The 22,804-nt window shown below is 60.5% G+C and carries 20 protein-coding genes, 6 tRNA genes and 1 other RNA gene; 10 read left to right on the top strand and 17 right to left on the bottom strand.

Translation table 11 applies throughout. The features are described from left to right. Positions 1–8 precede the first annotated feature (8 nt). The 8 genes from fepG to ACUTQY_RS05235 form a co-directional block, all read right to left on the bottom strand. Complete coding sequence (gene fepG / locus ACUTQY_RS05270) at positions 9–1,046, bottom strand: iron-enterobactin ABC transporter permease (protein WP_033643949.1); 1,038 nt, start codon at positions 1,044–1,046, stop codon at positions 9–11. Then, complete coding sequence (gene fepD, locus ACUTQY_RS05265) at positions 1,046–2,101, bottom strand: Fe(3+)-siderophore ABC transporter permease (protein ID WP_033643948.1); 1,056 nt, start codon at positions 2,099–2,101, stop codon at positions 1,046–1,048. The genes fepG and fepD overlap by 1 nt, the downstream gene beginning before the upstream one ends. A 215-nt stretch (positions 2,102–2,316) precedes the next feature. Continuing rightward, a complete protein-coding gene (gene fepB, locus ACUTQY_RS05260; RefSeq protein ID WP_046896262.1) occupies positions 2,317–3,324 on the bottom strand; it encodes a Fe2+-enterobactin ABC transporter substrate-binding protein in 1,008 nt (335 codons plus the stop codon). Between the two features lie 191 nt (positions 3,325–3,515). Then, positions 3,516–3,639, bottom strand: a non-coding RNA gene (locus tag ACUTQY_RS05255) — RtT sRNA. Positions 3,640–3,713: 74 nt separating this feature from the next. Next, a tRNA-Lys gene (locus tag ACUTQY_RS05250) sits at positions 3,714–3,789 on the bottom strand. A 7-nt stretch (positions 3,790–3,796) separates the two neighbouring features. Further along, a tRNA-Val gene (locus tag ACUTQY_RS05245) sits at positions 3,797–3,872 on the bottom strand. 38 nt (positions 3,873–3,910) lie between these two features. Then, a tRNA-Val gene (locus ACUTQY_RS05240) sits at positions 3,911–3,986 on the bottom strand. Between the two features lie 28 nt (positions 3,987–4,014). Next, positions 4,015–4,090, bottom strand: a tRNA-Val gene (locus ACUTQY_RS05235). Between the two features lie 294 nt (positions 4,091–4,384). Here ACUTQY_RS05235 and gltX point away from each other — a divergent pair. Continuing rightward, positions 4,385–5,800 (top strand): glutamate--tRNA ligase, encoded by a 1,416-nt coding sequence (gene gltX, locus ACUTQY_RS05230; RefSeq protein ID WP_033643946.1) that lies wholly within the window; start codon positions 4,385–4,387, stop codon positions 5,798–5,800. A 66-nt stretch (positions 5,801–5,866) separates the two neighbouring features. Here gltX and ACUTQY_RS05225 read toward each other — a convergent pair whose 3' ends face one another. Beyond that, positions 5,867–6,652 carry a formate/nitrite transporter family protein gene (locus ACUTQY_RS05225; RefSeq protein WP_042785144.1) on the bottom strand — a complete coding sequence of 262 codons (786 nt, stop codon included), beginning with the start codon at positions 6,650–6,652 and terminating at the stop codon, positions 5,867–5,869. 308 nt (positions 6,653–6,960) lie between these two features. On the opposite strand from ACUTQY_RS05225, the gene ACUTQY_RS05220 reads away from it, so the two are divergent. Further along, positions 6,961–7,036 (top strand) — tRNA-Ala (locus ACUTQY_RS05220). Positions 7,037–7,096: 60 nt separating this feature from the next. After that, positions 7,097–7,172 (top strand) — tRNA-Ala (locus ACUTQY_RS05215). A 118-nt stretch (positions 7,173–7,290) separates the two neighbouring features. On the opposite strand, the gene ACUTQY_RS05210 is transcribed toward ACUTQY_RS05215, so the two are convergent. Then, positions 7,291–8,478 carry a NupC/NupG family nucleoside CNT transporter gene (locus ACUTQY_RS05210; RefSeq protein WP_004936373.1) on the bottom strand — a complete coding sequence of 396 codons (1,188 nt, stop codon included), beginning with the start codon at positions 8,476–8,478 and terminating at the stop codon, positions 7,291–7,293. A gap of 377 nt (positions 8,479–8,855) precedes the next feature. Between ACUTQY_RS05210 and ACUTQY_RS05205 the strand changes: the two genes are divergently transcribed. After that, complete coding sequence (locus tag ACUTQY_RS05205) at positions 8,856–10,091, top strand: Nramp family divalent metal transporter (protein ID WP_033635427.1); 1,236 nt, start codon at positions 8,856–8,858, stop codon at positions 10,089–10,091. 41 nt (positions 10,092–10,132) lie between these two features. Here the strand turns inward: ACUTQY_RS05205 and ACUTQY_RS05200 are convergent, their stop codons facing one another. Continuing rightward, the gene (locus ACUTQY_RS05200) at positions 10,133–10,543 is read right to left on the bottom strand and encodes a DUF2502 domain-containing protein (protein ID WP_046687581.1); all 411 of its coding nucleotides are present in this window, start codon (positions 10,541–10,543) and stop codon (positions 10,133–10,135) included. Here ACUTQY_RS05200 and ACUTQY_RS05195 point away from each other — a divergent pair. Next, positions 10,542–10,775 carry a hypothetical protein gene (locus ACUTQY_RS05195; RefSeq protein WP_128868551.1) on the top strand — a complete coding sequence of 78 codons (234 nt, stop codon included), beginning with the start codon at positions 10,542–10,544 and terminating at the stop codon, positions 10,773–10,775. The two genes, ACUTQY_RS05200 and ACUTQY_RS05195, sit on opposite strands and share 2 nt — an antisense overlap. Here the strand turns inward: ACUTQY_RS05195 and mgrA are convergent. Beyond that, a complete protein-coding gene (mgrA, locus tag ACUTQY_RS05190; RefSeq protein WP_046687580.1) occupies positions 10,767–11,756 on the bottom strand; it encodes an L-glyceraldehyde 3-phosphate reductase in 990 nt (329 codons plus the stop codon). The genes ACUTQY_RS05195 and mgrA overlap by 9 nt on opposite strands. Positions 11,757–11,948: 192 nt before the next feature. Here mgrA and ACUTQY_RS05185 point away from each other — a divergent pair, with 192 nt between their 5' ends. Continuing rightward, positions 11,949–13,610 carry an alpha-keto acid decarboxylase family protein gene (locus ACUTQY_RS05185; protein WP_162997229.1) on the top strand — a complete coding sequence of 554 codons (1,662 nt, stop codon included), beginning with the start codon at positions 11,949–11,951 and terminating at the stop codon, positions 13,608–13,610. Here ACUTQY_RS05185 and ACUTQY_RS05180 read toward each other — a convergent pair. Next, complete coding sequence (locus ACUTQY_RS05180) at positions 13,586–14,476, bottom strand: LysR family transcriptional regulator (protein ID WP_033632445.1); 891 nt, start codon at positions 14,474–14,476, stop codon at positions 13,586–13,588. The two genes, ACUTQY_RS05185 and ACUTQY_RS05180, sit on opposite strands and share 25 nt — an antisense overlap. A 96-nt stretch (positions 14,477–14,572) precedes the next feature. Here ACUTQY_RS05180 and ACUTQY_RS05175 point away from each other — a divergent pair, with 96 nt between their 5' ends. Beyond that, positions 14,573–15,025, top strand: a complete 453-nt coding sequence (locus ACUTQY_RS05175) for a multidrug/biocide efflux PACE transporter (RefSeq protein ID WP_016926809.1) — start codon at positions 14,573–14,575, stop codon at positions 15,023–15,025. A 67-nt stretch (positions 15,026–15,092) separates the two neighbouring features. Further along, on the top strand, positions 15,093–15,785 hold the full coding sequence (locus tag ACUTQY_RS05170; protein ID WP_046687579.1) for an aspartate/glutamate racemase family protein: 693 nt from the start codon (positions 15,093–15,095) through the stop codon (positions 15,783–15,785). Here ACUTQY_RS05170 and ACUTQY_RS05165 read toward each other — a convergent pair. Then, positions 15,782–17,029: an ion channel protein gene (locus ACUTQY_RS05165; RefSeq protein WP_046687578.1), complete on the bottom strand. Its 1,248-nt coding sequence runs from the start codon at positions 17,027–17,029 to the stop codon at positions 15,782–15,784. The two genes, ACUTQY_RS05170 and ACUTQY_RS05165, sit on opposite strands and share 4 nt — an antisense overlap. Before the next feature lie 310 nt (positions 17,030–17,339). Between ACUTQY_RS05165 and glk the strand changes: the two genes are divergently transcribed. Then, entirely contained in the window at positions 17,340–18,302 is a 963-nt protein-coding gene (gene glk / locus ACUTQY_RS05160; protein ID WP_042785139.1) for a glucokinase, read from the top strand. A 70-nt stretch (positions 18,303–18,372) separates the two neighbouring features. Here glk and ACUTQY_RS05155 read toward each other — a convergent pair whose 3' ends face one another. Then, positions 18,373–19,602 (bottom strand): L-lactate MFS transporter, encoded by a 1,230-nt coding sequence (locus ACUTQY_RS05155; RefSeq protein ID WP_033643939.1) that lies wholly within the window; start codon positions 19,600–19,602, stop codon positions 18,373–18,375. A gap of 396 nt (positions 19,603–19,998) precedes the next feature. Here ACUTQY_RS05155 and ACUTQY_RS05150 point away from each other — a divergent pair, with 396 nt between their 5' ends. Then, the gene (locus tag ACUTQY_RS05150) at positions 19,999–20,331 is read left to right on the top strand and encodes a DUF2502 domain-containing protein (RefSeq protein ID WP_033643938.1); all 333 of its coding nucleotides are present in this window, start codon (positions 19,999–20,001) and stop codon (positions 20,329–20,331) included. A 4-nt stretch (positions 20,332–20,335) separates the two neighbouring features. Here ACUTQY_RS05150 and ACUTQY_RS05145 read toward each other — a convergent pair whose 3' ends face one another. Both ACUTQY_RS05145 and ACUTQY_RS05140 read right to left on the bottom strand, forming a co-directional pair. Further along, positions 20,336–21,070 carry a LytR/AlgR family response regulator transcription factor gene (locus ACUTQY_RS05145; RefSeq protein WP_025303751.1) on the bottom strand — a complete coding sequence of 245 codons (735 nt, stop codon included), beginning with the start codon at positions 21,068–21,070 and terminating at the stop codon, positions 20,336–20,338. After that, positions 21,067–22,758 carry a sensor histidine kinase gene (locus ACUTQY_RS05140; RefSeq protein ID WP_025303750.1) on the bottom strand — a complete coding sequence of 564 codons (1,692 nt, stop codon included), beginning with the start codon at positions 22,756–22,758 and terminating at the stop codon, positions 21,067–21,069. Before ACUTQY_RS05140 ends, ACUTQY_RS05145 begins: the two co-directional genes overlap by 4 nt. Positions 22,759–22,804 lie beyond the last annotated feature (46 nt).

The following is a 22,804-nucleotide window of genomic DNA, read 5'->3' as shown; positions in this document are numbered from 1 at the left end:
TTCATTATCTATCTGCGGGCCTCACGGATGAGCAGCCAAATCAGGTACAGGCCGCCGATGCAGACGGTCACGATCCCGACCGGCAGTTGGATCGGCGCGAAAAGATGTTGGGACACCACGTCGGCGCCGAGCAGCAGCGCCGCGCCCATCAGCGCCGAGGACGTCAGGGTGACCGAGGATTGCCCGGCCAAGCGGCGGGCGATTTGCGGCGCCGCCAGCGCGATAAAGGAAATCGGCCCGGCGGTGGCGGTGACGGCGGCGGTGAGGGTGACGCCGAACAGCATCAGCCACAGCCGGCTGCTTTCGGCATTGACGCCCAGCGCGCGCGCCGTGTCGTCGCCCATTTCCAGCAGCTGTAGCCGTTTGCCCATCAACAGCGCGGCGGCGGCCGCCAGCACGATAAACGCCGTGGCGGGCTGGGCTTTCTGCCAGGTCATGCCGTTGAGCGAACCGGCCTGCCACATGGCGGCGTCCATGGCGCGCTCGAGCGAGGCGGTGATGATCAGCCAGGTATTGGTGGAGACCAGCACCGCGCTGATGGCGATGCCGACGATGATCAGCCGGAAGCCGGCGATGCCTTGCCGCCAGGCCAGCAGGTAGATGGCCAGCGCGGCGAGAATGCCGCCGGCCAGCGCGCCGCCGGCGATGTAGTAATAGCCGCCGTTGAACAGGGTGATGGCGATCAGCGCGCCGGTGTAAGCCCCCATGTTAAAGCCAATCACGTCCGGGCTGCCGAGCGGGTTGCGGATAATCGACTGGAAGATGGCGCCGCTCATGCCGAGCGCGGCGCCTAACAGCAGCGCCATGGCGATGCGCGGCAAGCGCCATTGGGTGACCACGGTGACCAGGTTTTTCGGCGCCTCGCCGGTCAGCGCGGCAAAAACCTGCTCCAGCGAAAGTTGCAGCGTGCCGTAGCACAGGGCGGCGACGGCCATCGCCAGACACAGCGCCAACAGTGAAAGGTTGACCAGCAGCAGGCGCAGCGGCAGGCGCCCGTTGATGACGCCGTCAGGGCGGCCGATATGCAGCGTGTGCGGCAGACTCATCACAGACCCCCCAGCGTTTTCTTGCGGCGCACCAGCCAGATCAGCACCGGCGCGCCGATGAAGGCCGCCACGATGGAAACCCGCAGCTCACCGGCCGCCAGCAAGCGGCCGACCACGTCGGCGCACAGCAGTAAAATCGGCGCCAGCAGCATGGAGTAGGGCAGGATCCAGCGTTGGTCGGGGCCGACCCACCAGCGGGCGATATGCGGCACCATCAGGCCGATGAAACTGATCGGGCCGACGGTGGCGGTCGCCGCGCCGCACAGGAGCGTAATGGCGATCACTGCGATCGCCTGAGTCAGCACTACGCGCGCGCCGAGCGCGATAGCCAGATCTTCCCCCATGCCGATGGTATTCAGCGGCCGGGCGATGAGCAGCGTCAGCAGGCAGCCGAGCAAAATGGCGGGGGCGGTCACCGGCAGGGTGGCCAGCGTGCGGATATCCAGCGTGCCGGCCTGCCAGAAGCGCAGTTGGTCGAAGGTTTGTGGATCGATCAGCGACAGCCCGGTGGTGATGCCGAGCAACACCGCGCCGATCGCCACGCCGGCCAGCGTCAGCCGCACCGGGTTGATGCGCCCGCCCGCCAGCGTGCCGATCAGGTAGACCAGCAGGGTGGTGACGGCGGCGCCGACAAAGGCATAGGCCATATAGCTTTCGGTGGTGGCGGCGCCGAAAAACATGATGCCGATGACTACGGCGAAGCTGGCGCCGGCGTTGATGCCGAGCACGCCGGGATCGGCCAGCGGGTTGCGCGTCAGCGCCTGAATCAGCGCGCCGGCGGCGCCGAGCGCCATGCCGGCCAAAATGCCCGCCAGCGTACGGGGCACCCGGGCGTTGAGAATGATGGTGCTGTCGGAGCCGCTCGCGGCGCCCTGTAGGCTGAGCCAGACGGTATGGAAGGGGATGGCTTTGGAACCCAGCATCAGGCTGGCAATGATGCACAGCAACAACAACGCCAAGCCGATACCGAACCCGGCGATGCGTTTGAAGCCACTGGCGTAAGCTGCGTGCGGTGCGGACGAAAGCGTCCGCTCAGTCGGAGTGGGTACGTTCACACCGGTAACTCCTTTATGATTTTTATTCTCATTGTTATTTGCGTTCGTGAAGGGCGCCAATAGTAACACGAGTTTACGCCCGCATGCACCCGCCGGTTGGTGGCGAAGGCGCGTGGACGATGTTAATAACTATTGATATTTCAATTGATTGAATGTGAATGGTTGCCCCGTTTGCGAAAAGCGTCGGCAGGGGACTGGCCTGCCGACGGCGTGATTCAGGGCTTTTTGAACAACCGTTCGATTTGGTTCAGCATGTTGGTGGCGCTGTAGTAATCGAGGCGGAAGGTATCGTTGCCGACGGCGTAGACGTGCCGCTGTTCCACCGGTTCCAGATGCTTGAGGAACGGGTTGGCCAGCACCTCTTGCACTTTGCGCTCATTGGTGGCGAACAGGATCAGGGTTTTGCCGTTCAGGCCTTCGGCCATTTTTTCGCCGGAGATCTGGATGATGTCATGGCGTTTACCCATGCTGGCGTTGCCTTTGGCGCTTTCCGGCGGGGTAGCCAGCTGGAAACCGAGCTGGGTCAGCAGCTTGCCTTGGGCGGAGCCCGGCGTCCACAGCATGGCTTCGCGGCCGTTGTCGGCATACACCAGCGGCGTGGTCGGCTGCGGCGGCAGGGTAATCGCCTGCTTCACTTGTTCCACGCGCTGCTCGAAACGATCTTCCGCCTGTTTGGCGCCGGCTTCGTGACCGGTGATCTCACCGAGCTCGCTGGCCAGCTGTTGCCAGCTTTTGTCGCCGTAATCGAGCACCAGCGTCGGCGCAATGGCGGACAGCTGATCGTACAGTTTCAGCGCCGAATCACCGCCGGTCGCGGCGACGACGATCAAATCCGGCGCGGCGGCGGCAACGGCTTCGGCATTGGGTTCCACCTGATACAGCCGTTCGACGTGGCGCTGTTTGGCCACTTCGCTCCACTGGGTAAAGAAGCCTTGTTGATCGGCCACCAGGGGATTTGGGCTGGTGGCGGCGCTGGCGACCACCGGGGCGTCGATAGCCAGTAACGTGCCGGTGATGGTGACGCTGGTGGATACGATGCGCTGCGGCGGTTTTTCCAGCGTGAACTTCCCTTTAGCGCTATCGATGGTGCGCGGCCAACTGCTGTCGGCAGCGGGGGCGGACGGTTTCTGCCCGTCGCTCTTGTCGTCCGGGCCGCAACCGCTGAGCAGCAAGGCCGCGGCGGCAATAACTGAAATGAACAGCTGACGTAAGGATAGGGTCATGAGCGGGCTCTTTCTTTCCTTAAACTAAGGCGTATCAATCCGCGTGCGGATTGCTGGGGAGTGTTATGCCCGCTAATTTACCATTCAAGCCGTCAAAATGATAACCATTCGTATCTCAGCGCGTGGCGAATGAAGAAAGGGAGGCGAACGGCAGAAACGAAAAAAGCGCCAAAAGGCGCTTTTTTCTGAATGGGTGGGTCGTGCAGGATTGATTCGGCCTGTGGCCTCACCCTGCGGGCAACGCTGCGCGTTGTCGTATCGCTGCGCGATGCTCGAACCTCTACGGTTCTTCATCCTACACGACCCGGTGAACTCTGTCGGCGAGAGATGAAGTTAGAGTCGGATGGTGCAGAAACGAAAAAAGCGCCAAAAGGCGCTTTTCTCTGAATTGGTGGGTCGTGCAGGATTCGAACCTGCGACCAATTGATTAAAAGTCAACTGCTCTACCAACTGAGCTAACGACCCGCAGAAGTGGTGGGTGATGACGGGCTCGAACCGCCGACCCCCTCCGTGTAAAGGAGATGCTCTACCAACTGAGCTAATCACCCACTTCAGGACTTCCAGGCACTGCTAAACGAGAGAATGATGGTGGGTGATGACGGGCTCGAACCGCCGACCCCCTCCGTGTAAAGGAGATGCTCTACCAACTGAGCTAATCACCCTCATTCGTTCTCATTTTTCTCAACAAGATGGTGGGCGATGACGGGCTCGAACCGCCGACCCCCTCCGTGTAAAGGAGATGCTCTACCAACTGAGCTAATCGCCCCGTCTTGTTGGAGTCGCATTATAGGGATAGTTCAAAGTGAGTCAACGGTTTTTAAAATGATTTCAATCGTTCGCCGCAAATTTAGGCAGGGCGCGATAATTATCGCCAACGGCGCCGATTCTTTGCGCAACGCTCTGTGAAACTCGCCGCAAAACGCGCGAAATCGACCGGCGCAATATCGTGTCGGCGTTGAGGAATTAGCGCGTGGTGATACAATGTCGTCCACTCTTTTTTCAATTCCGAGCAATCGTCGGCCATCGCCGACACGCGTTGCGTAATAAGGCAGTGAACCCAATGAAAATCAAAACCCGTTTTGCACCGAGCCCGACCGGCTATCTTCACGTCGGCGGCGCGCGTACCGCACTTTATTCCTGGTTGTTCAGCCGCCATGCGGGCGGTGAGTTCGTTCTGCGTATCGAAGATACCGATCTGGAACGCTCTACCCAGGACGCGATCGACGCAATTATGGATGGCATGAACTGGTTGAACCTGGATTGGGATGAAGGCCCGTACTTCCAGACCAAGCGTTTCGATCGCTACAATGCGGTCATCGACGAAATGCTGGAGCAGGGCACGGCCTATAAATGCTATTGCTCCAAGGAACGCCTGGAAGCGCTGCGCGAGAAGCAGATGGAAAACGGCGAGAAGCCGCGTTACGACGGCCACTGCCGTGACAGCCAGTGCAGCCACACCGACGACGAGCCGCACGTGGTGCGCTTCCGTAACCCGCAGGAAGGGTCGGTGATCTTCGACGATAAAATTCGCGGCCCGATCGAATTCAGCAACCAGGAGCTGGACGATCTGATCATCCGCCGCACCGACGGTTCGCCAACCTATAACTTCTGCGTCGTTGTCGATGACTGGGACATGGAAATCACCCACGTGATCCGTGGCGAAGACCACATCAACAACACCCCGCGCCAGATCAACATTCTGAAAGCGCTGGGCGCGCCGGTGCCGGAATACGCGCACGTGTCGATGATCCTTGGCGACGACGGTAAAAAGCTGTCCAAGCGTCACGGCGCCGTGGGCGTGATGCAGTACCGCGACGACGGCTATCTGCCGCAGGCGCTGCTGAACTACCTGGTGCGTCTGGGCTGGTCCCACGGCGATCAGGAGATCTTCTCCATCGACGAGATGAAAGAGTTCTTCACGCTGGAAGCGATCAACAAATCCGCCAGCGCGTTCAACACCGAGAAGCTGCAGTGGCTGAACCACCACTACATCAACCATATGCCGGCGGAAGAAGTGGCGGTGCATCTGGCATGGCACGTTGAGCAACTGGGCATTGAAACCCGCAACGGACCGGAACTGAAGGACATCGTCAAGCTGCTGGGCGAGCGCTGCAAGACGCTGAAAGAGATGGCGGAGTCTTGCCGTTACTTCTACGAAGACTTCAGCGAGTTCGACGCCGACGCCGCCAAGAAGCACCTGCGTCCGGTCGCGCGTCAGCCGCTGGAAGCGGTGCGCGCCAAGCTGGCCGCCATCACCGTCTGGACGCCGGAAAACGTGCACGACGCCATTCAGGGCACGGCGGATGAGCTGGGCGTCGGCATGGGTAAAGTCGGCATGCCGCTGCGTGTCGCGGTGACCGGCGCCGGCCAGTCGCCGGGCATGGACGTGACCGTGCATGCGATCGGCCAGAAGCGTTCGCTGCAGCGTATCGATATGGCGCTGGCTTACATCGCCGAGCGTGAAGCTCAAGCCTGATTAGGCTGATACGCCTTAAAGAAAAAGCCCCGTGGAGCGATCCCGGGGCTTTTTTATTGCGCTTTGTCAGGCTTGTTCGCTAGCCGGCAAACCCGGACGGTAGGCGAGGAAATACATCAACCCGACAAAGCCGGCGCCGCCCAGCGCATTGCCGAGAAATACCGCGACGAAATTAGGCAGATACTGCTCCCAGCCCATGCCGCCGGCAAAGATGGCCGCCGGGATGATGAACATATTCGCCACCACGTGCTGGAAGCCGATGGCGACAAAAGCCATGACCGGGAACCACATGCCGATCACTTTGCCCGGCACATCTTTGCTGGCGAAGGCTAACCACACCGCCAGGCATACCAACCAGTTGCAGCCGACGCCGGAAATGAAGGCGTGCAGGAAGTCCGCATCCACTTTGGCCTGCGCGATCGCCAGCGTCTTATGTAAAAACGCGCCTTCGGTCAGGCCCAGCAGGTGGCCGAAGAAGTAGGCGACGGCCACGCTGCCGGCGAAGTTGGCCAGGGTGACCCAAAACCAGTTGCGCAGCACGGCGATGGCGGGAATTTCACGGGCGAACCAGGCCATTGGCAAGGTCATCATGTTGCCGGTCAGCAGTTCGCCGCCGGCCAGAATGGTCAGGATCAAACCGATAGGGAAGACCGCGGCGCCCAACAGCGCGCCGAAAGAGCCCCATTCGGCCGGCAGGGTGCCGATGACGTGAATATCCAGCAGGAAGCCGGTGGCGATAAAGGCGCCGGCGAGAAAGCCCAGAATCAGCAGATTAGCGAGAGGGGCGCGGCTTTTGTTTACCCCGGCCTGAACGGCGAGGGCGGCGATTTCTTTTGGTGAATGCAAAGACATGACGGACTCGGTTTATAGTAATAAAGTTTATGGCGCGGGCAGTCTATGCCGCTCGGGAGCCCGACTCAAGCGCATTTCGCTAACATTCCGTTAATTAAAAATCAACGTGATATGCAGGGTCTTTTGCCATTTTGAGAAGTAGCGCGCAAAATGGATGAACTCTGCGCAAAGTGATGATTTTTTGGCGCCAAAGATGCTGATTTGGCGGCTTTTTCAACGCTTGATTCAGTAATTCAATTTAGCCGTTGACAGCTTTGAGCGGGTTTCATATTATGCGCCCCGTTCACAGCACAAAGTGATTGTGGAACGGGGCTATAGCTCAGCTGGGAGAGCGCTTGCATGGCATGCAAGAGGTCGACGGTTCGATCCCGTCTAGCTCCACCAACCTTCTTCTCAGAGAGGTTGGGGAATACCGTAACGCCGGTCAACGCGTACCACTTTTGTGGGGCTATAGCTCAGCTGGGAGAGCGCTTGCATGGCATGCAAGAGGTCGACGGTTCGATCCCGTCTAGCTCCACCACCATTTGAAAAGCCGACCTTAGGGTCGGCTTTTTGCTTTGCGTTATTTCACCTTCGCCGAAGGCCAGCCAATAAAAAAGGCGCCCGCAGGCGCCTTATCATTGCTGTAAATTTCAGGCTTAGCCCAGCACCAGACCCGCGATAGAAGCGGACAGGATGCTGACCAGCGTAGAGCCGTAGACCAGCTTCAGACCGAAGCGGGACACTACGTTGCCCTGGTGTTCGTTCAGGCCCTTGATCGCACCGGCCACGATGCCGATGGAAGAGAAGTTGGCGAAGGACACCAGGAACACCGACAGGATCCCCAGGCTGCGCGGCGACAGCTCGGCAGAGACTTTCTGCAGTTCCATCATTGCCACGAATTCGTTGGAAACCAGCTTGGTGGCCATGATGCTGCCGACCTGCAGGGCTTCGTGCTTAGGAATACCCATGATCCAGGCGAACGGATAGAAGAAGTAGCCGAGGATTTCCTGGAAGCTCAGGCCGAAGATGGCGCTGAACACGCCGTTAAGCGCGGCGATCAGGGCGATGAAACCAATCAGCATCGCGGCGACGATAATCGCTACTTTGAAGCCGGCCAGGATATATTCACCCAGCATTTCGAAGAAGCTCTGGCCTTCGTGCAGGTTACCGAGGTGCAGCTCTTCTTCTTTATTGGTGTCGTACGGGTTGACCAGCGACAGCACGATAAAGGTGCTGAACATGTTCAATACCAGCGCCGCCACCACGAACTTGGCGTCCAGCATGGTCATGTAGGCGCCGACGATGGACATGGACACCGTAGACATCGCGGTCGCCGCCATGGTGTACATGCGCTTTTCCGACATCTTGCCCAGGATATCCTTGTAGGCGATGAAATTTTCGGATTGGCCCAGGATCAGCGAGCTGACGGCGTTGAACGACTCCAGCTTGCCCATGCCGTTCACTTTCGACAGCACGGTACCGATAATACGGATGATGAACGGCAGCACCTTGATGTACTGCAGAATACCGATCAGCGCCGAAATGAAGACGATCGGGCACAGCACCTTCAGGAAGAAGAACGCCAGGCCTTTGTCGCCCATGCCGCCGAACACGAAATCAGTCCCTTGTCCCGCAAACCCGAGCAGTTTGTCAAACAGCGCGGCAAATCCTTTTACGAAGCCCAAACCCGCTTCCGAATGCAGGAAAAAGTAGGCCAGCAGTACTTCGATAACCAGTAGTTGAATAACATAGCGAATGCGGATGCTTTTACGATCGCGGCACACCAACAGGGCCAGGATCGCCACCACCACTATCGCCAACGCAAAGTGCGCAATATGGGACATGTTTGCTCCAAATTTGAGGCAGGCTGAATTTCGGCTGTCATTTTATGTAACGCTACGTTTAAAAACGAGACTTCTATTGCAAATATGGAAAATCATAGCGGGAATTCTCCTAAAGTGTTGCGCAAAAGCATAAAAAATCAAGATGTTAAAGCAGAAATAGGAAATTCGTATTCTTGTGCTAACCTGTCTTTCAGGGGTATTGCAGCCAAAATCCCATCAGAAAAGCATGGAAATCGGCAAGCTCCGCGCTGAACCCTTCGATAAAACCATTAATGTTGGCTATTACAGAGATAAGTTTTACCGCTCTAAATGCGCTTGATAATTATTATCATTTATATAGAGTGGAGATAAACGTAATTTCAGTAAGGGTTCAACATATGCTGAACAGTCGCGTGGTTGAAACCACCTCCGGTCGCTCCGCCAGAAAAATCAAACTCTCGCTGATGGGGCCCGCCTTCATCGCCGCTATCGGCTATATCGACCCCGGCAACTTCGCTACCAACATCCAGGCCGGCGCCTCGTTCGGCTACAGTTTGCTGTGGGTCGTGGTCTGGGCCAACGTGATGGCGATGCTGATCCAACTGCTGTCTGCCAAGCTGGGCATCGCCACCGGGAAAAACCTGGCCGAGCATATTCGCGATCGTTTCCCGCGGCCGGCGGTATGGGCCTATTGGGTGCAGGCGGAGATCATCGCCATGGCGACCGATCTGGCCGAATTTATCGGCGCGGCGATCGGCTTCAAGCTGCTGCTCGGCGTGTCCCTGTTGCAGGGCGCGGTGCTGACCGGCATCGCCACCTTTTTAATTTTGATGCTGCAAAAACGCGGGCAAAAGCCACTGGAGCTGGTTATTGGTGGCCTGCTGCTGTTCGTCGCCGCCGCTTATATCGTCGAGTTGGCATTCTCCCAGCCGCAGCTCGCGCCGTTGCTGAAGGGCATGGCGCTGCCCGATCTGCCTAACGGCGATGCGGTATTTCTCGCCGCCGGGGTATTGGGCGCCACCATCATGCCGCACGTGATCTACCTGCATTCGTCGCTCACCCAAATCGGCGGCGAGCACGACAAGGCGGAGCGCTATGCCGCCACCAAAGTCGATGTCGCCGTGGCCATGACTATCGCCGGCTTCGTCAACCTGGCGATGATGGCCACCGCCGCCGCCGCGTTTCATTTCAGCGGCCACAGCGGCATTGCCGATCTCGACGTGGCTTACCTGACGCTGCAACCGCTGCTCGGGCAAGCCGCCGCCACCGTGTTTGGCCTGAGCCTGGTGGCCGCCGGCCTCTCTTCTACCGTAGTGGGCACGCTGGCGGGGCAGGTGGTGATGCAGGGGTTCGTGCATTTCCATATTCCGCTGTGGCTGCGGCGCGCGGTGACCATGCTGCCGTCGTTTATCGTCATCATGCTCGGGATGGACGCGACGCGGATTCTGGTGTTGAGCCAGGTGCTGCTCAGCTTCGGCATTGCGTTGGCGCTGGTGCCGCTGCTGGCTTTCACCGGCAATCGGGCGCTGATGGGGGAGATGGTTAACGGTCCTGTGGTACAAAACCTGGGCAAGCTGATCGTGCTGGTGGTGGTGGGATTGAACGGCTACCTGCTGATCGGCAGCGTGTTGTAGGCAAAAAAAGCGCGGGCCGGCATGGTGCCGGCCCGTCGTCGTTAATCGCGGTCGTCATCGCCGTGGCGGCGCCAGCGATCGCGATCATGATCGTGGTGGTGCTTTTTCTCTTTCTTCCAGTAATGCTTGTCGCAACGGCGGTCGCACTTGTAATAACGGCCATCGCGCGAGTAGTAGTATTTGCGCCAATAGTCGCGGTCGCGCCAGCGATAGCCGTCCCAGTAATAACCACGCGGGCTGCGGTCGCCGAGATAGCGGCCCTGATGGCCTTGCCACCAGTCGCGATCGCGCCAGTCGTAACCGTCCCAGTAGCGGCCGCGATTGTCCTGATCGCCGATGCGCAATGAAACGCCCGGCATCAGATCGATGCTGAGCCCTTCGGCGTGAGCCTGCTGTGCGGCGGGCAGCACCGTCGCCGCCAAGATGGCGGCCAAGAGCAGAGGTTTAAACATGACTTCTCCTTTCCGCTTGCGCGGCCTGGCCGTTGATCACTCTATGAAGCGCGTTCATCAGTTTAAAAAGCGGCCTTATCGTTATTTTTGCTGCAATATCGGCATCATAGCGCCGGCGCATAGGGTTGAATCTGAGAGCCATTCTGAAAACGGTGCGGGAGTTCAAGATTTGAGATTTTTCTGGAGTATCGCCGCTCGATTGAGCGGCGGAATTTGTAAGCGATTACAATAAGATTTTCTCGATCTGCGCGAGTTCTTCTTCACTGAAGTGACGATTGGCCAGCATGCCCACCGCGTCTTCTATCTGCGCACTCTTGCTGGCGCCGATCAGCACCGAGGTAACGCGATCGCCGCGCAGCACCCAGGCCAGCGCCATCTGCGACAGCTTCTGCCCGCGTTGCCGCGCCAGCGCATCGAGGCGGCGCACCTTGTCCAGTCGGTCGGCGGTCAGCTGTTCCGGCTGCAGGAAACGGCTGCCGCTGGCGGCTCGGGAATCTTGCGGGACGCCGTGCAGATAACGATCGGTCAGCAGGCCGCCCGCCAGCGGGGAGAAGGCGATCGCGCCGACGCCATGATTCGCCAGTGTATCCAGCAATTCCGCCTCCGGCCCGCGTTCCAACATCGAATACTTGGGCTGGTGGATCACGCACGGCGTACCGAGCCGCTGCAGGATGTCGAACGCCTGGCGCGCGCGCTCGGCCGGGTAGTTGGACAAACCGACATACAGCGCTTTGCCCTGGCGCACCAACAGATCCAGCGCCGCCATGGTTTCTTCCAGCGGCGTGTCCGGGTCCGGCCGATGGTGATAAAAGATATCCACATACTCCAATCCCATGCGCCTGAGGCTCTGATCGAGGCTGGCGACCAGGTACTTTTTCGAGCCCCAATCGCCGTAGGGGCCGGGCCACATGGTGTAACCGGCTTTGGATGAGACGATCAGCTCGTCGCGCCAGGCCCGCAGATCGGCGTTGAGAATGCGGCCAAAGTTTTCCTCGGCGGCGCCGGGCGGCGGGCCGTAGTTGTTGGCCAGATCGAAGTGGGTTATGCCGCGATCGAAGGCGCAGCGGATCAGGGCGCGGGCGTTGTCGTACAGCGTGGCGTCGCCAAAGTTGTGCCATAGCCCGAGCGAGACGGCGGGCAGCTTCAATCCGCTGCGGCCGCAGCGCCGGTATTCCATATCTTGATAACGCGAGGGGGAGGCTGAGTAGGACATTGTGATCCTTTGTCGGCGAAGAAGTGGCGTGTTTTGAGTGTATGCGTTTTCACAACGTGCCGTCGAGGGGGGCGATCACAAGGCCGGCATGTAACGCCAGGTTGCCGCTCGACACGGAAAGCGCTGTTCGAAAATTAACCGGCATCTTCGATACTTAAAGATAATCGCTTCAGCTGCAGACAGGTGATGATCATGACTCAGATCTACACGGTGGCCGATTATCTGCTCGGTCGTCTGGCCCAGATTGGCATCCGCCACGTCTTCGGCGTGCCGGGGGATTACAACCTGCAATTCCTCGATCACGTCATCGCTCATCCGCAAATCACCTGGGTAGGCTGCGCCAACGAACTGAACGCCGCCTACGCCGCCGACGGCTATGCGCGTTGCAAACCGGCCGCGGCGCTGCTCACCACCTTCGGCGTCGGGGAGCTGAGCGCGCTGAACGGCGTGGCCGGCAGTTATGCCGAATACCTGCCGGTGATCCACGTGGTGGGCACACCGGCGCAGCGTGCCCAGCGCGCCGGCGATTTGCTGCACCATTCGCTGGGCGATGGCGACTTCACTCACTTTGCGCGGATAGCCAAAGAAGTCAGCGTCGCACAGGCCAATCTGACCGCCGACAACGCCGCCAGGGAGATCGACCGCCTGATCGACGCCGCCTTGCTGGAGCATCGTCCGGTTTATCTGATGCTGCCCAGCGACGTAGCGGAAGCGCCGCTGCCGGCCAAACCGGCGCCGCTGATGCTGCGCCAGGCCAGGCTGTCGCGGAGCGCATTGCAGGCGTTTATCGCCGCAGCGCGTGAAAAGCTGCAATCGGCGCGGCAAGTGTCATTGCTGGCGGACTTTCTGGCGGACCGCTTTGGCGTTGAAACAGCGCTGGATAACTGGATGCAGGAGGTGGCTATCCCGCACGCCACGCTGCTGCTCGGCAAGGGCGTGCTGGATGAGAACCGCGACGGTTTTGTCGGCACCTACAGCGGCGGCGCCAGCGCTGCGGCGACCAAAGCGCTGATTGAAAATGCCGATGTCGTGATCACCGTTGGCGTGCGTCTCACCGACACCATTACCGGAGGATTCACGCATCATCTGCCGGCGGAAAAATGCATCGATATCCAACCGTTCGAAGCCTGGGTCGGTCGTCAACGGTTCAGCCGCATCCCGATGTGCGCCGCCGTGCAGGCGCTGCACCGCCTGACTCTGTCGCTGGCGTCGCGCTGGCCGTTGCCGACGATCGGCCGTCCGGCGCTGCCGGAAGGCGATGGGGAAGGGTTGGATCAGCACGCCTTCTGGCGGCAGATACAGGATTTCCTGCGGCCGGGGGATATCGTGCTGGCCGAGCAGGGCACGGCCTGTTTCGGCGCCGCGACCTTGACGCTGCCGCGCGGCAGCCGGATGATCGTGCAGTCGCTCTGGGGCTCGATCGGCTATACCTTACCGGCGACCTTCGGGGTGCAAACCGCCGAACCACAGCGCCGGGTGGTGCTGTTGATCGGCGACGGCGCCGCGCAATTGACCGTGCAGGAGCTGGGATCGATGCTGCGCGACGGGCTTAAACCGGTGATTTTCGTGCTGAATAATCAGGGCTACACGATTGAACGCGCTATCCACGGGCCGGAGCAGAGTTACAACGACATCGCCCGGTGGAACTGGACGCAGCTGCCAACGGCATTGGCCGGTGGGCGGCCGGTGACGGCGTTGCGGGTCAGTCAGCCGGAGGCGCTGCGCCAGGCGCTGAGTGAGGCGGCGCAGGGCGACCGGCTGGCTTTCATCGAAGTGATGCTGCCGAAGATGGATATTCCCGAACTGCTCGATACGATCTCGCGCGTCATTCAGTCGCGCAACGCCGCCGCCTGAGCCGCGTCGTCTTCCAGCAATCGCTCCAGCATCCAGTACCCCGCCGGGCCCGGCGGGGTCAGTTTGGACCATACCGCATCCACCGAAATCAGTTTGGGCCAGCCGCGCGGGCGCAGCTGGGTGAGCCTGCCGTGGCCGTATTGTTGCACCAGCCAGTGCGGCAGCACCGCCCAACCGAATCCCTGTTCCGCCATCTCCAGCAACAGCAGATAGCTGGGCGCCGACCAGACCAGCCCGCCTTGTCTGGCCGCTTCGGCGCCGGTGTAAGTGTTCAGGATCAGCTGACGGGTGCTGGATAATTGCTCCGGGGTCGGCGCGGCGACCTGCGCCAGCGGATGCCCATGCGCGACGAACAACCCCATTTCGGTCTGCTCAGGCAGGCGGGAGAAGGCGATATCCGGCGGATAGGTTTTTTGCACTTCCACCATGCCCAAATGCGCGCGGCCGCTTTGCAGTAGATCGATAACGTCGCCTTCCTCGGCGATCATCCATTCCAGCTCAATCTCCGGGTAACGTTGTTCAAACCGCTGCATCAGGCTGTCGTGATGCTTCGGCTGGTAGGTATCGGAAAATACCATGCTCAGGCGCGGTTCGACATTGCCCGCCAGCTGAATGCTCAGCGCGTCGAGTCGCTCGCTGGCGGCGAGGATCTCCTGCACGTGCCCCAGTACCTTGCGGCCAGCGGCGGTGAGCACCGGTTGGCGCGCGCTGCGATCGAACAGCGTCAATGCCAGGTCGGCTTCCAGATTGGCGATGGCGGTGCTGACGGTGGATTGGCTTTTGCGCAGCTTGCGCGCGGCGGCGGAAAATGAGCCGAGGGCGGCGGCTTCAACGAACGCCTGTAACGCTTCCGGTGAATAGTGCATATATCTACTTTATCGATGGAACCTATTTTTAATCTACCCAAAAAAGCGATGATAATCACCTGGCTTTCGCAACAACTGTTGAAAAAAAGGTGATGTATGCAACTGCAAAACAAGTCTCTCATTGAACGTATCGTCCACGCCGTCGGTTTCGAGGCCATCGCCGTGATGGTTTGCGCCCCGCTGGGCGCGTGGTTGTTGAACCGCTCAATGGTGCAGGTCGGTGCGTTGGCGGTGATGCTCTCCACCGTCGCGATGCTGTGGAACATGGTTTACAACACGGTGTTCGACCGCCTGTGGCCGGTCAGCCGGGTGGTGCGTAACCTGAAGGTGCGTGCGCTGCACGCCGTCGGCTTTGAAGCCGGTTTTATCCTGATCGGCGTGCCGATCGCCGCCTGGATGCTGAGTATCTCCTGGGCGCAGGCGTTTATGCTGGAAATCGGTTTCTTCCTGTTCTTCCTGCCGTACACCATGGCCTATAACTGGCTGTACGACACGCTGCGCCAGCGCTGGTTCGAAGCGCGCCAGCCGATCAATTCCGGCGCCAAATAAGGCGTCGTCAGCCCGGCGATTCTCAGGTAAGGTCAGAGGATCGTCGGAAAATGCTGAGGAACGAAGGATGAAAGTGTTGGGTCTGCTGGGCGGCATGAGTTGGGAATCCACCATTCCGTATTACCGCACCATCAACGAGCAGGTAAAGGCGCGCCTCGGTGGGCTGCATTCGGCCAAAATCGTGCTCTACAGCGTCGATTTTCAGGAGGTTGAACGCTTGCAGCACCAGGGCGATTGGGACGGCGCCGGTCGGCTGCTGGCCGCCGCCGCGGTGGCTTTGCGCGCCGCCGGCGCCGAAGCTATCGTGATCTGCACCAACACCATGCACAAGGTGGCGGAGGCGGTCGAGCAGGCCAGCGGCCTGCCGCTGATTCACATCGCCGACGCCACGGCGCTGCAGGTGCGGGAAAAAAACATTCGCCGCGTCGGGCTGCTGGGCACGCGTTTTACCATGGAGCAGACCTTCTACCGCGGCCGCCTGCAGGAATTGCATGGCATCGACGTGGTGACGCCGGCCAGCGCCGATCGCGACATCGTACACCGCATCATCTATGACGAGCTGTGCCTCGGTAACATTCGCGACGCCTCGCGCGACGAGTATCGCCGGATCATCAGCGATCTGGAACAACAGGGCGCGCAGGGGATCATTTTCGGTTGCACCGAGATAGGCTTGCTGGTGAGCGAGCGGGATGCGTCGGTGCCGGTGTTCGACACTACCGCGATCCATGCCCGCGCCGCCGCGGCGTTCGCGCTGGCCTAATCGTCGTGCGGCGGTTGCCGGCGGTTCACCAGCATCAGCGGTTTGCCCGCCAGCGCCAGCCAGGCGGGCAGCATCACGATGCACAAGACCGGCAGCAGGTGCAGATCCGGCACTACCGCTACCGCCATGAACAGGCTGAGCCAGCCGTCGCGCGTGACCACCAGCACCAGCCCCATGATGGCGCAGGAGACCGTGATCGCCGCCGGCACCGCCGGAACGTGCTGGTGCAGCATCAGCCCCAGCGCCACGCCGACGAACACTGCCGGGAAGATGCGCCCGCCGCGAAAGCCGCTGGCGGCGGCGATCACCAGCGCCGCCAGCTTGGTCAGGGTAACGGCCAACAGCGCCGGCACCGAATAGCTGCCGTCTGCCGCGAGGCGCTTCATTTCATCCAGCCCTTTGAACAGGGTAATCTCTCCGCCCACCAGCGCCAGCAGGCCCAGCACAAAGCCCCCCAGTCCTAGCATCAACACCGGATTCTTCATCGAATGGAACAGGCGGTGAACGTGCGGGAAGCACCACAGCGCCACCATGCCGAGCGCGATGGCGATCAGCGCCACGATGGCGCCGCTGAAGATGTCCGGCAGCCGGGTTACGTCATAGGCGTCGAGTTGCAGGGCGAAATTGGGCACGAAGAACAGCTGGGTGGTGACCGCGCCGGCGGCGGCGGCCACCAGCGGGGCGAACAGCCGATCCCACAGCGGCGTTTCGTTATTGCCCGCCAGGGTTTGCGAGAAAATCAGCGCGGCGGCGACCGGCGTGCCGAACATCGCGCCGATGGTGCCTGCGGCCGCCAGGATGATCCAGTCCATGCGCGGCACCTTAGGCAGCAGGCGCGCCCCCGCCGCCGCCACCAGCGCGATATTGATGGCGGTGATCGGGTTCTCCGGCCCCAGGCTGACGCCGCCGGCCAGGCCGACGGTCAGCGCCAATCCCAGCCCCGGCAGGGCGGAGAGCGGCAGCGGCATGCCGATCAGCGATTCCGTCGCCGGATCCGGCCCGGCATGGCCCGGCATGTAGCGCACGATCAGGCCGACCGCCACGCCGGTCAGCGTCAGCATGCCGAGCGGCCACCAGGGTGCCTGGGCGTCCAGGCTCAGTGCGTCGGGCAGCGTCACCCACAGCCATTGCTGCAGCGTAGCGGCGACTTTCATCATCAACAGCAGCACCAGACTGGAGGCGGAACCGATAATCAGCGCAGGCAAAGCAAAGGCCAACATGGCATTGGCGCGCGGATGCAGCATGGATAATCCCTTGTCGATGCCTCCATGCAGGGCAGGGAGAGCAGGTGGTTGGACAGTGACCACAGCTTGCCAGACTATCGGCGAGCAGGCACGCATTGATATTGCCCGGCGTCGATGACGGTTAACAGTCACGGCGGCGCGTTTTTTGCCGCAATTTGTTTCAAATCGCGGCTTGGCGGGCCAGCTGAAACGTTTTTTGTGATCCGGATCGCTATTGGGGCGCAGATCCGAGGCGGGTGATTGTTGTTTTCGCAGCAGGATTTTACAGTGTGGGCAGCTTTTTATTTTTCATTTTGCGGAGACGAAATCAATGACCTATGCCCTCGTAGGTGATGTTGGCGGCACCAATGCCCGCCTGGCGTTGTGCACTGTTGCGACGGGTGAGATTACCCAGGCGAAAACCTATTCCGGCCTGGAGTTCGACAGCCTGGAGGCGGTGATCCGCCACTATCTGAAAGCGTGCGATATCGAGGTGCAGGACGCCTGTATCGCGATCGCCTGCCCGGTGACGGAAGACTGGGTTGCGATGACCAACCACAGCTGGGCGTTCTCTATCAAAGAAATGAAGGCCAACCTGGGGTTGAGTCATCTGGAAGTGATCAACGATTTCACCGCCGTCTCGATGGCGATCCCGATGCTCTCGTCGGACGACGTGCTGCAGTTTGGCGGCGGCGATGCGCAGCCGGGCAAACCGATCGCGGTGTACGGCGCCGGCACTGGGCTGGGTGTTGCCCACCTGGTGCAGGTCGATCGCCGCTGGGTCAGCCTGCCGGGCGAGGGCGGCCATGTCGATTTCGCACCGAACAGCGAAGAAGAAGACATTATTCTGGAGGTGCTGCGCGGTGAAGTGGGGCACGTTTCCGCCGAGCGCGTGCTGTCCGGGCCGGGCCTGGTCAACCTGTATCGCGCCATCGTCAAGGCGGACAACCGCCTGCCGGAGAAACTGGAGCCGAAGGACATTACCGAGCGGGCGCTGGCCGACAGCTGCATCGACTGCCGCCGTGCGCTGTCGCTGTTTTGCGTGATCATGGGGCGCTTCGGCGGCAACCTGGCGCTGAATCTGGGCACCTTTGGCGGCGTGTACATCGCCGGCGGCATCGTGCCGCGCTTTATGGAATTCTTCAAGGCCTCGGGTTTCCGCGCCGCTTTCGAAGACAAAGGGCGTTTCCGTGACTATGTGCGAGACATTCCGGTGTTCATGATAACCCATGGCCAACCGGGCCTGCTGGGGGCCGGCGCGCATCTGCGCCAGACGCTGGGCATGCAGCTGTAAGCAACGCGGCGGCACGATAAAAAAAGGGGCGCAACCCGCAGGTTGCGCCCCTTGTCGTTTTCGTGGGGTATCAGGCTTTGGCCAGCTCTGCCGCCTGTGCCGTTTCTTCGCTTTCCACTTCCACGGCTTTCGGCGCTTTGATGAACAGCGTAATCAGCAAGGAGGCGGCGGACAGAACGCCAATCACCATGAAGGTGGCGTGGAAGCCGCCGAAGTATTTGGCGACGAACGAACCGGCCAGCGCGCCCAGGCCGAAGCCCTGGTAGATGATGCCGTAGTTCTTGCTGTGGTTTTTCAGACCGAAGAAGTCGCCGACAATCGCCGGGAACACGGTGATGTTGCCGCCGAAGCAGAAGGCCACCGCGCCGACGCAGATGAAGAACAGCGTGTGGTTCAGGGTCATGAAGCTCAGGGCGACAATCGCCAGCACGGTAACCAGCATGGTGAAGCTGATGACGCGCATACGGCCCACTTTATCGGACAGCGTTCCCAGGATGATGCGGCCGGCGGTGTTAAAGATGGCGACGGCGGACACGGTGTTGGCGGCGGTGGCCAAGTCCATCCCGGCCAGTTGAACGCCCATGTCTTTCACGATGCCAATCAGATACAGACCGCTCATGCAGGCGGCAAAGAAGATGGTGAACAGCAGGTAGGCTTCTTTGGTGGCCAGCATCTGGCGCACGCTGAAGTCGTTGCCCAGGCCGTTGGCGCCTGGCTGTGCGGCGTTGGTCGCCAGCACCGGCTCTTTCAGCAGCAGGGAGCCGACGACGATCAGGCCCATCACGATGGCACCCCAGTAGAAGAAGGCGCCGGAAACGCCGACGTCGGCGATCAGGGCGGCGTTGACGTATTTGAACAGCAGGCTGCCGCTGCCGAAGGCGCCGACGGAGATGCCGGAAATCAGGCCTTTGTTGGCTGGGAACCATTTGATCAGGTTGGACAGGGTGGAGATGTAGGCGATACCGACCGCAAAGCCCACCACCACGCCGGCCAGCAGGTAGATCATGTCGAGCGAGCTGACGTGGGCGCTGGCGATAAGGCCCAGGCCGACCAGGATGCCGGAGCACAGCGTCAGGTTGCGGATGCCGAAGCGTTCTTGCAGCTTACCGGCGAACAGCGTGGCGAAGGCCAGGAAGAAGCTGGTGATGGAGAAGGTGGTGGCGACGTCCGCCAGCCCCCAGTGGAACTTGTCGACCAGCGGCTGGTTGAACAGGCTCCAGGTGTAGATGGTGCCCAGACCCATCTGACAGATGATGGTGCCGAGAACGATTAAGCTGCGATTTGCCGGTTTGGTGTTCATGGCCGGTCTCCTTCCTGTGTGTGCGTTGCCGGGCGTGAGCCGTTGGCTGAAATTTGCGGGGTGAATCAGCGTTCCCGCGGTATGGGCTTATTATATGGCCGGCCCCTGCGGCGGGCGGCGGATCGGGAATGAGTTGCACGACGGAAGGAATGAAATGCATTTTATGCGGCGTGAGTTGCCGTTTTGGCGCCTGAAAGCCCGTGAAATGCCGGGGATGACACGTGATCTACATCAAAGATATCAACGATTTATTGTTAATCGTCGGTGAACGATTGTGGTGGAATTGTGAAGGATGCGTCTGAAAGGCGTAAATCGGCATTGCGCCTATAGAGCGGCGGTGAGCGCGGGGCTATGTTATCTGCGATCGGACAAGGTCCGCTCTGCAGGAGCCATGAAATGAAAAAAACGCTGTTGTTACTGGCTGCGCTGCTGGCGCTGCCGCTGGCGAGCCAGGCCGACGTCTCCATCGGCGTGAACGTGCCTGGCCTGTCGTTGCATATCGGCGATCGCGACAATCGCGGCCATTACTGGGACGGCTATCGCTGGCGCGATCCGCGCTGGTGGGCCGATCACCGCCGGTATGAACGCCCGCGCGGGTACTATTACGGCCCGCCGCCCCGGGTGATTTACTACGGGCCGCCGCGGCGCGACTGGCGCGACCGGCCGCATTACCGCATGCCGCCACCGCCGCCGCCGGGGTATTACTACCGTCCGGGCCCGCGCTGGTAAGCGCTTACAGGCGCATCAGCTTGCGGAACTCTTTCACCTTGCTGCGGCTGACCGGCACTTCAAACTCGAGATCGCTCAGCCGCAGAATGTAGGTATTGTTGAACCAGGGCACGATCTCGCGGATCTTCGCCAGGTTAACGCAGTAAGAGCGGTGGCAGCGGAAGAAATGCTCTTCCGGCAGCCGGCCGTAAAACTCGGTGATGTTCATCGGCATCACGAACTCTTCCCGGCGGGTATAGACCCGCGTCACCTTTTCATCGGCGGCGGCGTAATAGATGTCGTTGATGTCGGTAACGATGATCCGCTCGTCTTTGATCAGGTTGATGCTGTGGCTGCCGCGGCTCGGCGCGCTGGCCGGCTCCGTCGCGCCGGCGGGACGATGATGCAGCGCCTCCAGCTTTTGCAGCATGGTGACGATGCGCGCCTCGTGATAGGGCTTGAGGATATAGTCGAACGCTTCGATCTCGAACGCTTCCACCGCGTGCTCTTTATAGGCGGTGATGAACACGATAGACGGGCGATGCGCGAATTTGCTGATGTTTTGCGCCAGCAACACGCCGTCCAGCGACGGGATGTTGATGTCGAGGAAAATGGCGTCGACCTGGTGGGTCTGCAGGTATTTGAGGACGTCGAGGCCATCTTCGAAGGTGGCGACGATATCGATATTGCTGTGTTTCTTGATCAGGTAGCTGAGTTCTTCCTGCGCGAGGAATTCGTCTTCCACGATAATGGCTTTCATGAGGCCTCCCCGACCGGCGGCGCGCTCGGCTCCTGATGCAGCTTGCCGCCGTTTTTGCTGATGTAGAACGCGATTTCGGTGCCCGGCTCCAGGCGGCGGATATGCAGCCCTTCACCGTACAGCAGCGACACGCGGTGGTGTACGTTGAGCAGGCCGATATTGTGGCCCGGCATCTCGTTGCGCGCCACCCGATCGATGGTTTCCTGATTGATGCCGTGGCCGGTATCCTTCACCGATATTTTCACCCGGTCGCCCTGATCTTTCACTGCGATCACCACTACCCCTTTGCCCTTGCAGGGCTGGATGCCGTGCACGATGGCGTTCTCCACCAGCGGCTGGATCAGCAGACTCGGAATGCGCACCGAGACGTCGTCGTCGATGTCGTAAATCACCGTCAGCTTGGCGCCGAAACGCGCCTGTTCGATGGCGATGTAATCCTGGATCTGATGCAGTTCCTTGCGGATATCGATCAGTTCGTCGTTCAGCTCCAGGTTGTAGCGCAGGTAGCGCGACAGGTTGATGATCAGCTGGCGCGCGGTGTCCGGATTCAGGCGGATGGAGGAAGAGATGGCGTTCAGCGCGTTGAACAGGAAGTGCGGGTTAATCTTGCTCTGCAGCGCGCGCATTTCGGCTTTATCCGCCATCTGACGCAGGTGCTCGATGCGCGAAACCTCCATCTGGGTGGAGATGATCTGCGACAGCCCGACCGCCATCACCTTCAGCGTGTTGGTGATCTGGTGAGCGTGGCAGTAGTAAATTTTCAGCGCGCCGGTCACTTCGCCTTTTTCCCACAGCGGCACCACCAGCTGCGAATGGATCTGCGGCGCGGCCGGGTTTTCCAGGTTGTTTTTGATGATGATTTTGCCGTGGCGAATGCTTTCGCGAGTGACGCGGCTCAGCCCTTCGCGGCCGATCGGGTAGGCTTCGCGCCCTACGCCGACGTAAGCCAGCACCTGATGGGTATCGGTGATCGCCACCGCGTCGGCGCGGATATCCTGGCGGATGATATCGCAGATGGTGGCCAGCGATTCGCTGTTGATGTTGCGGAAATAGGGCAGCGTCTTGTGGGCGATATCCAGCGCCAGCTTGGCCTGGCGCGCGGCGATCACTTCTTTCTCATCCTCGACGCTCTGCACCAGCAGCACGATCAGGCCGATGCACACCGTGCCGAGGATCATCGGCAGGGCGATCTGCGACACGATGTCCAACCCGAGCTCGGTCGGCTTGGCCCACAGCACGATCAGCAGCATGGTGAGGGATTCGCACAGCATGCCGCCGACGATGCCGGCGCGCCAGCGCTGCTCTTTTTTGACCTTGAGGTTGATGTAACCGGCGCTGATGCCGGCGATGATGCTGGTGATAAGGCAGGGCACCGAGGTGATGCCGCCGATGTCGATCAGATAACGGTGCACCCCGGCGATGATGCCGGTGACGATCCCCACCCAGGGGCCGAACAGGATGCCGCCGGCCATGATGGCGATGACGCGCACGTTGACCAGCGAGCCCTCAACGTTGATGCCGGAGTAGGTGCTGAACAGCGCGAACAGCGAGAAGATTGCCGTGACGATGCCGAGCTCAAGCGGCGTATGGTCTTCTTTTTGCAGCAGTTGGCGGAACAGCCGGGTGCGGGTCAGGAAAAACAGACAGATCAACATCAGCGCGGCGCGATCAAACACCGCCAACAGCATTTCAAAAAAAGGGTGCACGACGGGTTCTCGCTGCGGCCTACGGATG

Source organism: Serratia sp. TSA_130.1 (genome assembly GCF_052691795.1).
The sequence above is the reverse complement of the archived record's forward strand: the minus strand, read 5'-3'. Positions and strand labels throughout refer to the sequence as shown.

Coding starts and splice junctions, on each gene's coding strand:
- glk (WP_042785139.1), top strand. CDS start 17,340: ATGACCTATGCCCTCGTAGGTGATGTTGGCGGCACCAATGCCCGCCTG.
- fepG (WP_033643949.1), bottom strand. CDS start 1,046: ATGAGTCTGCCGCACACGCTGCATATCGGCCGCCCTGACGGCGTCATC.
- ACUTQY_RS05195 (WP_128868551.1), top strand. CDS start 10,542: ATGACTTCTCCTTTCCGCTTGCGCGGCCTGGCCGTTGATCACTCTATG.
- ACUTQY_RS05175 (WP_016926809.1), top strand. CDS start 14,573: ATGCAACTGCAAAACAAGTCTCTCATTGAACGTATCGTCCACGCCGTC.
- ACUTQY_RS05150 (WP_033643938.1), top strand. CDS start 19,999: ATGAAAAAAACGCTGTTGTTACTGGCTGCGCTGCTGGCGCTGCCGCTG.
- ACUTQY_RS05180 (WP_033632445.1), bottom strand. CDS start 14,476: ATGCACTATTCACCGGAAGCGTTACAGGCGTTCGTTGAAGCCGCCGCC.
- ACUTQY_RS05225 (WP_042785144.1), bottom strand. CDS start 6,652: ATGTCTTTGCATTCACCAAAAGAAATCGCCGCCCTCGCCGTTCAGGCC.
- mgrA (WP_046687580.1), bottom strand. CDS start 11,756: ATGTCCTACTCAGCCTCCCCCTCGCGTTATCAAGATATGGAATACCGG.
- ACUTQY_RS05205 (WP_033635427.1), top strand. CDS start 8,856: ATGCTGAACAGTCGCGTGGTTGAAACCACCTCCGGTCGCTCCGCCAGA.
- ACUTQY_RS05200 (WP_046687581.1), bottom strand. CDS start 10,543: ATGTTTAAACCTCTGCTCTTGGCCGCCATCTTGGCGGCGACGGTGCTG.
- ACUTQY_RS05210 (WP_004936373.1), bottom strand. CDS start 8,478: ATGTCCCATATTGCGCACTTTGCGTTGGCGATAGTGGTGGTGGCGATC.
- ACUTQY_RS05170 (WP_046687579.1), top strand. CDS start 15,093: ATGAAAGTGTTGGGTCTGCTGGGCGGCATGAGTTGGGAATCCACCATT.
- ACUTQY_RS05140 (WP_025303750.1), bottom strand. CDS start 22,758: ATGCTGTTGGCGGTGTTTGATCGCGCCGCGCTGATGTTGATCTGTCTG.
- ACUTQY_RS05185 (WP_162997229.1), top strand. CDS start 11,949: ATGACTCAGATCTACACGGTGGCCGATTATCTGCTCGGTCGTCTGGCC.
- gltX (WP_033643946.1), top strand. CDS start 4,385: ATGAAAATCAAAACCCGTTTTGCACCGAGCCCGACCGGCTATCTTCAC.
- ACUTQY_RS05155 (WP_033643939.1), bottom strand. CDS start 19,602: ATGAACACCAAACCGGCAAATCGCAGCTTAATCGTTCTCGGCACCATC.
- ACUTQY_RS05165 (WP_046687578.1), bottom strand. CDS start 17,029: ATGCTGCATCCGCGCGCCAATGCCATGTTGGCCTTTGCTTTGCCTGCG.
- fepB (WP_046896262.1), bottom strand. CDS start 3,324: ATGACCCTATCCTTACGTCAGCTGTTCATTTCAGTTATTGCCGCCGCG.
- ACUTQY_RS05145 (WP_025303751.1), bottom strand. CDS start 21,070: ATGAAAGCCATTATCGTGGAAGACGAATTCCTCGCGCAGGAAGAACTC.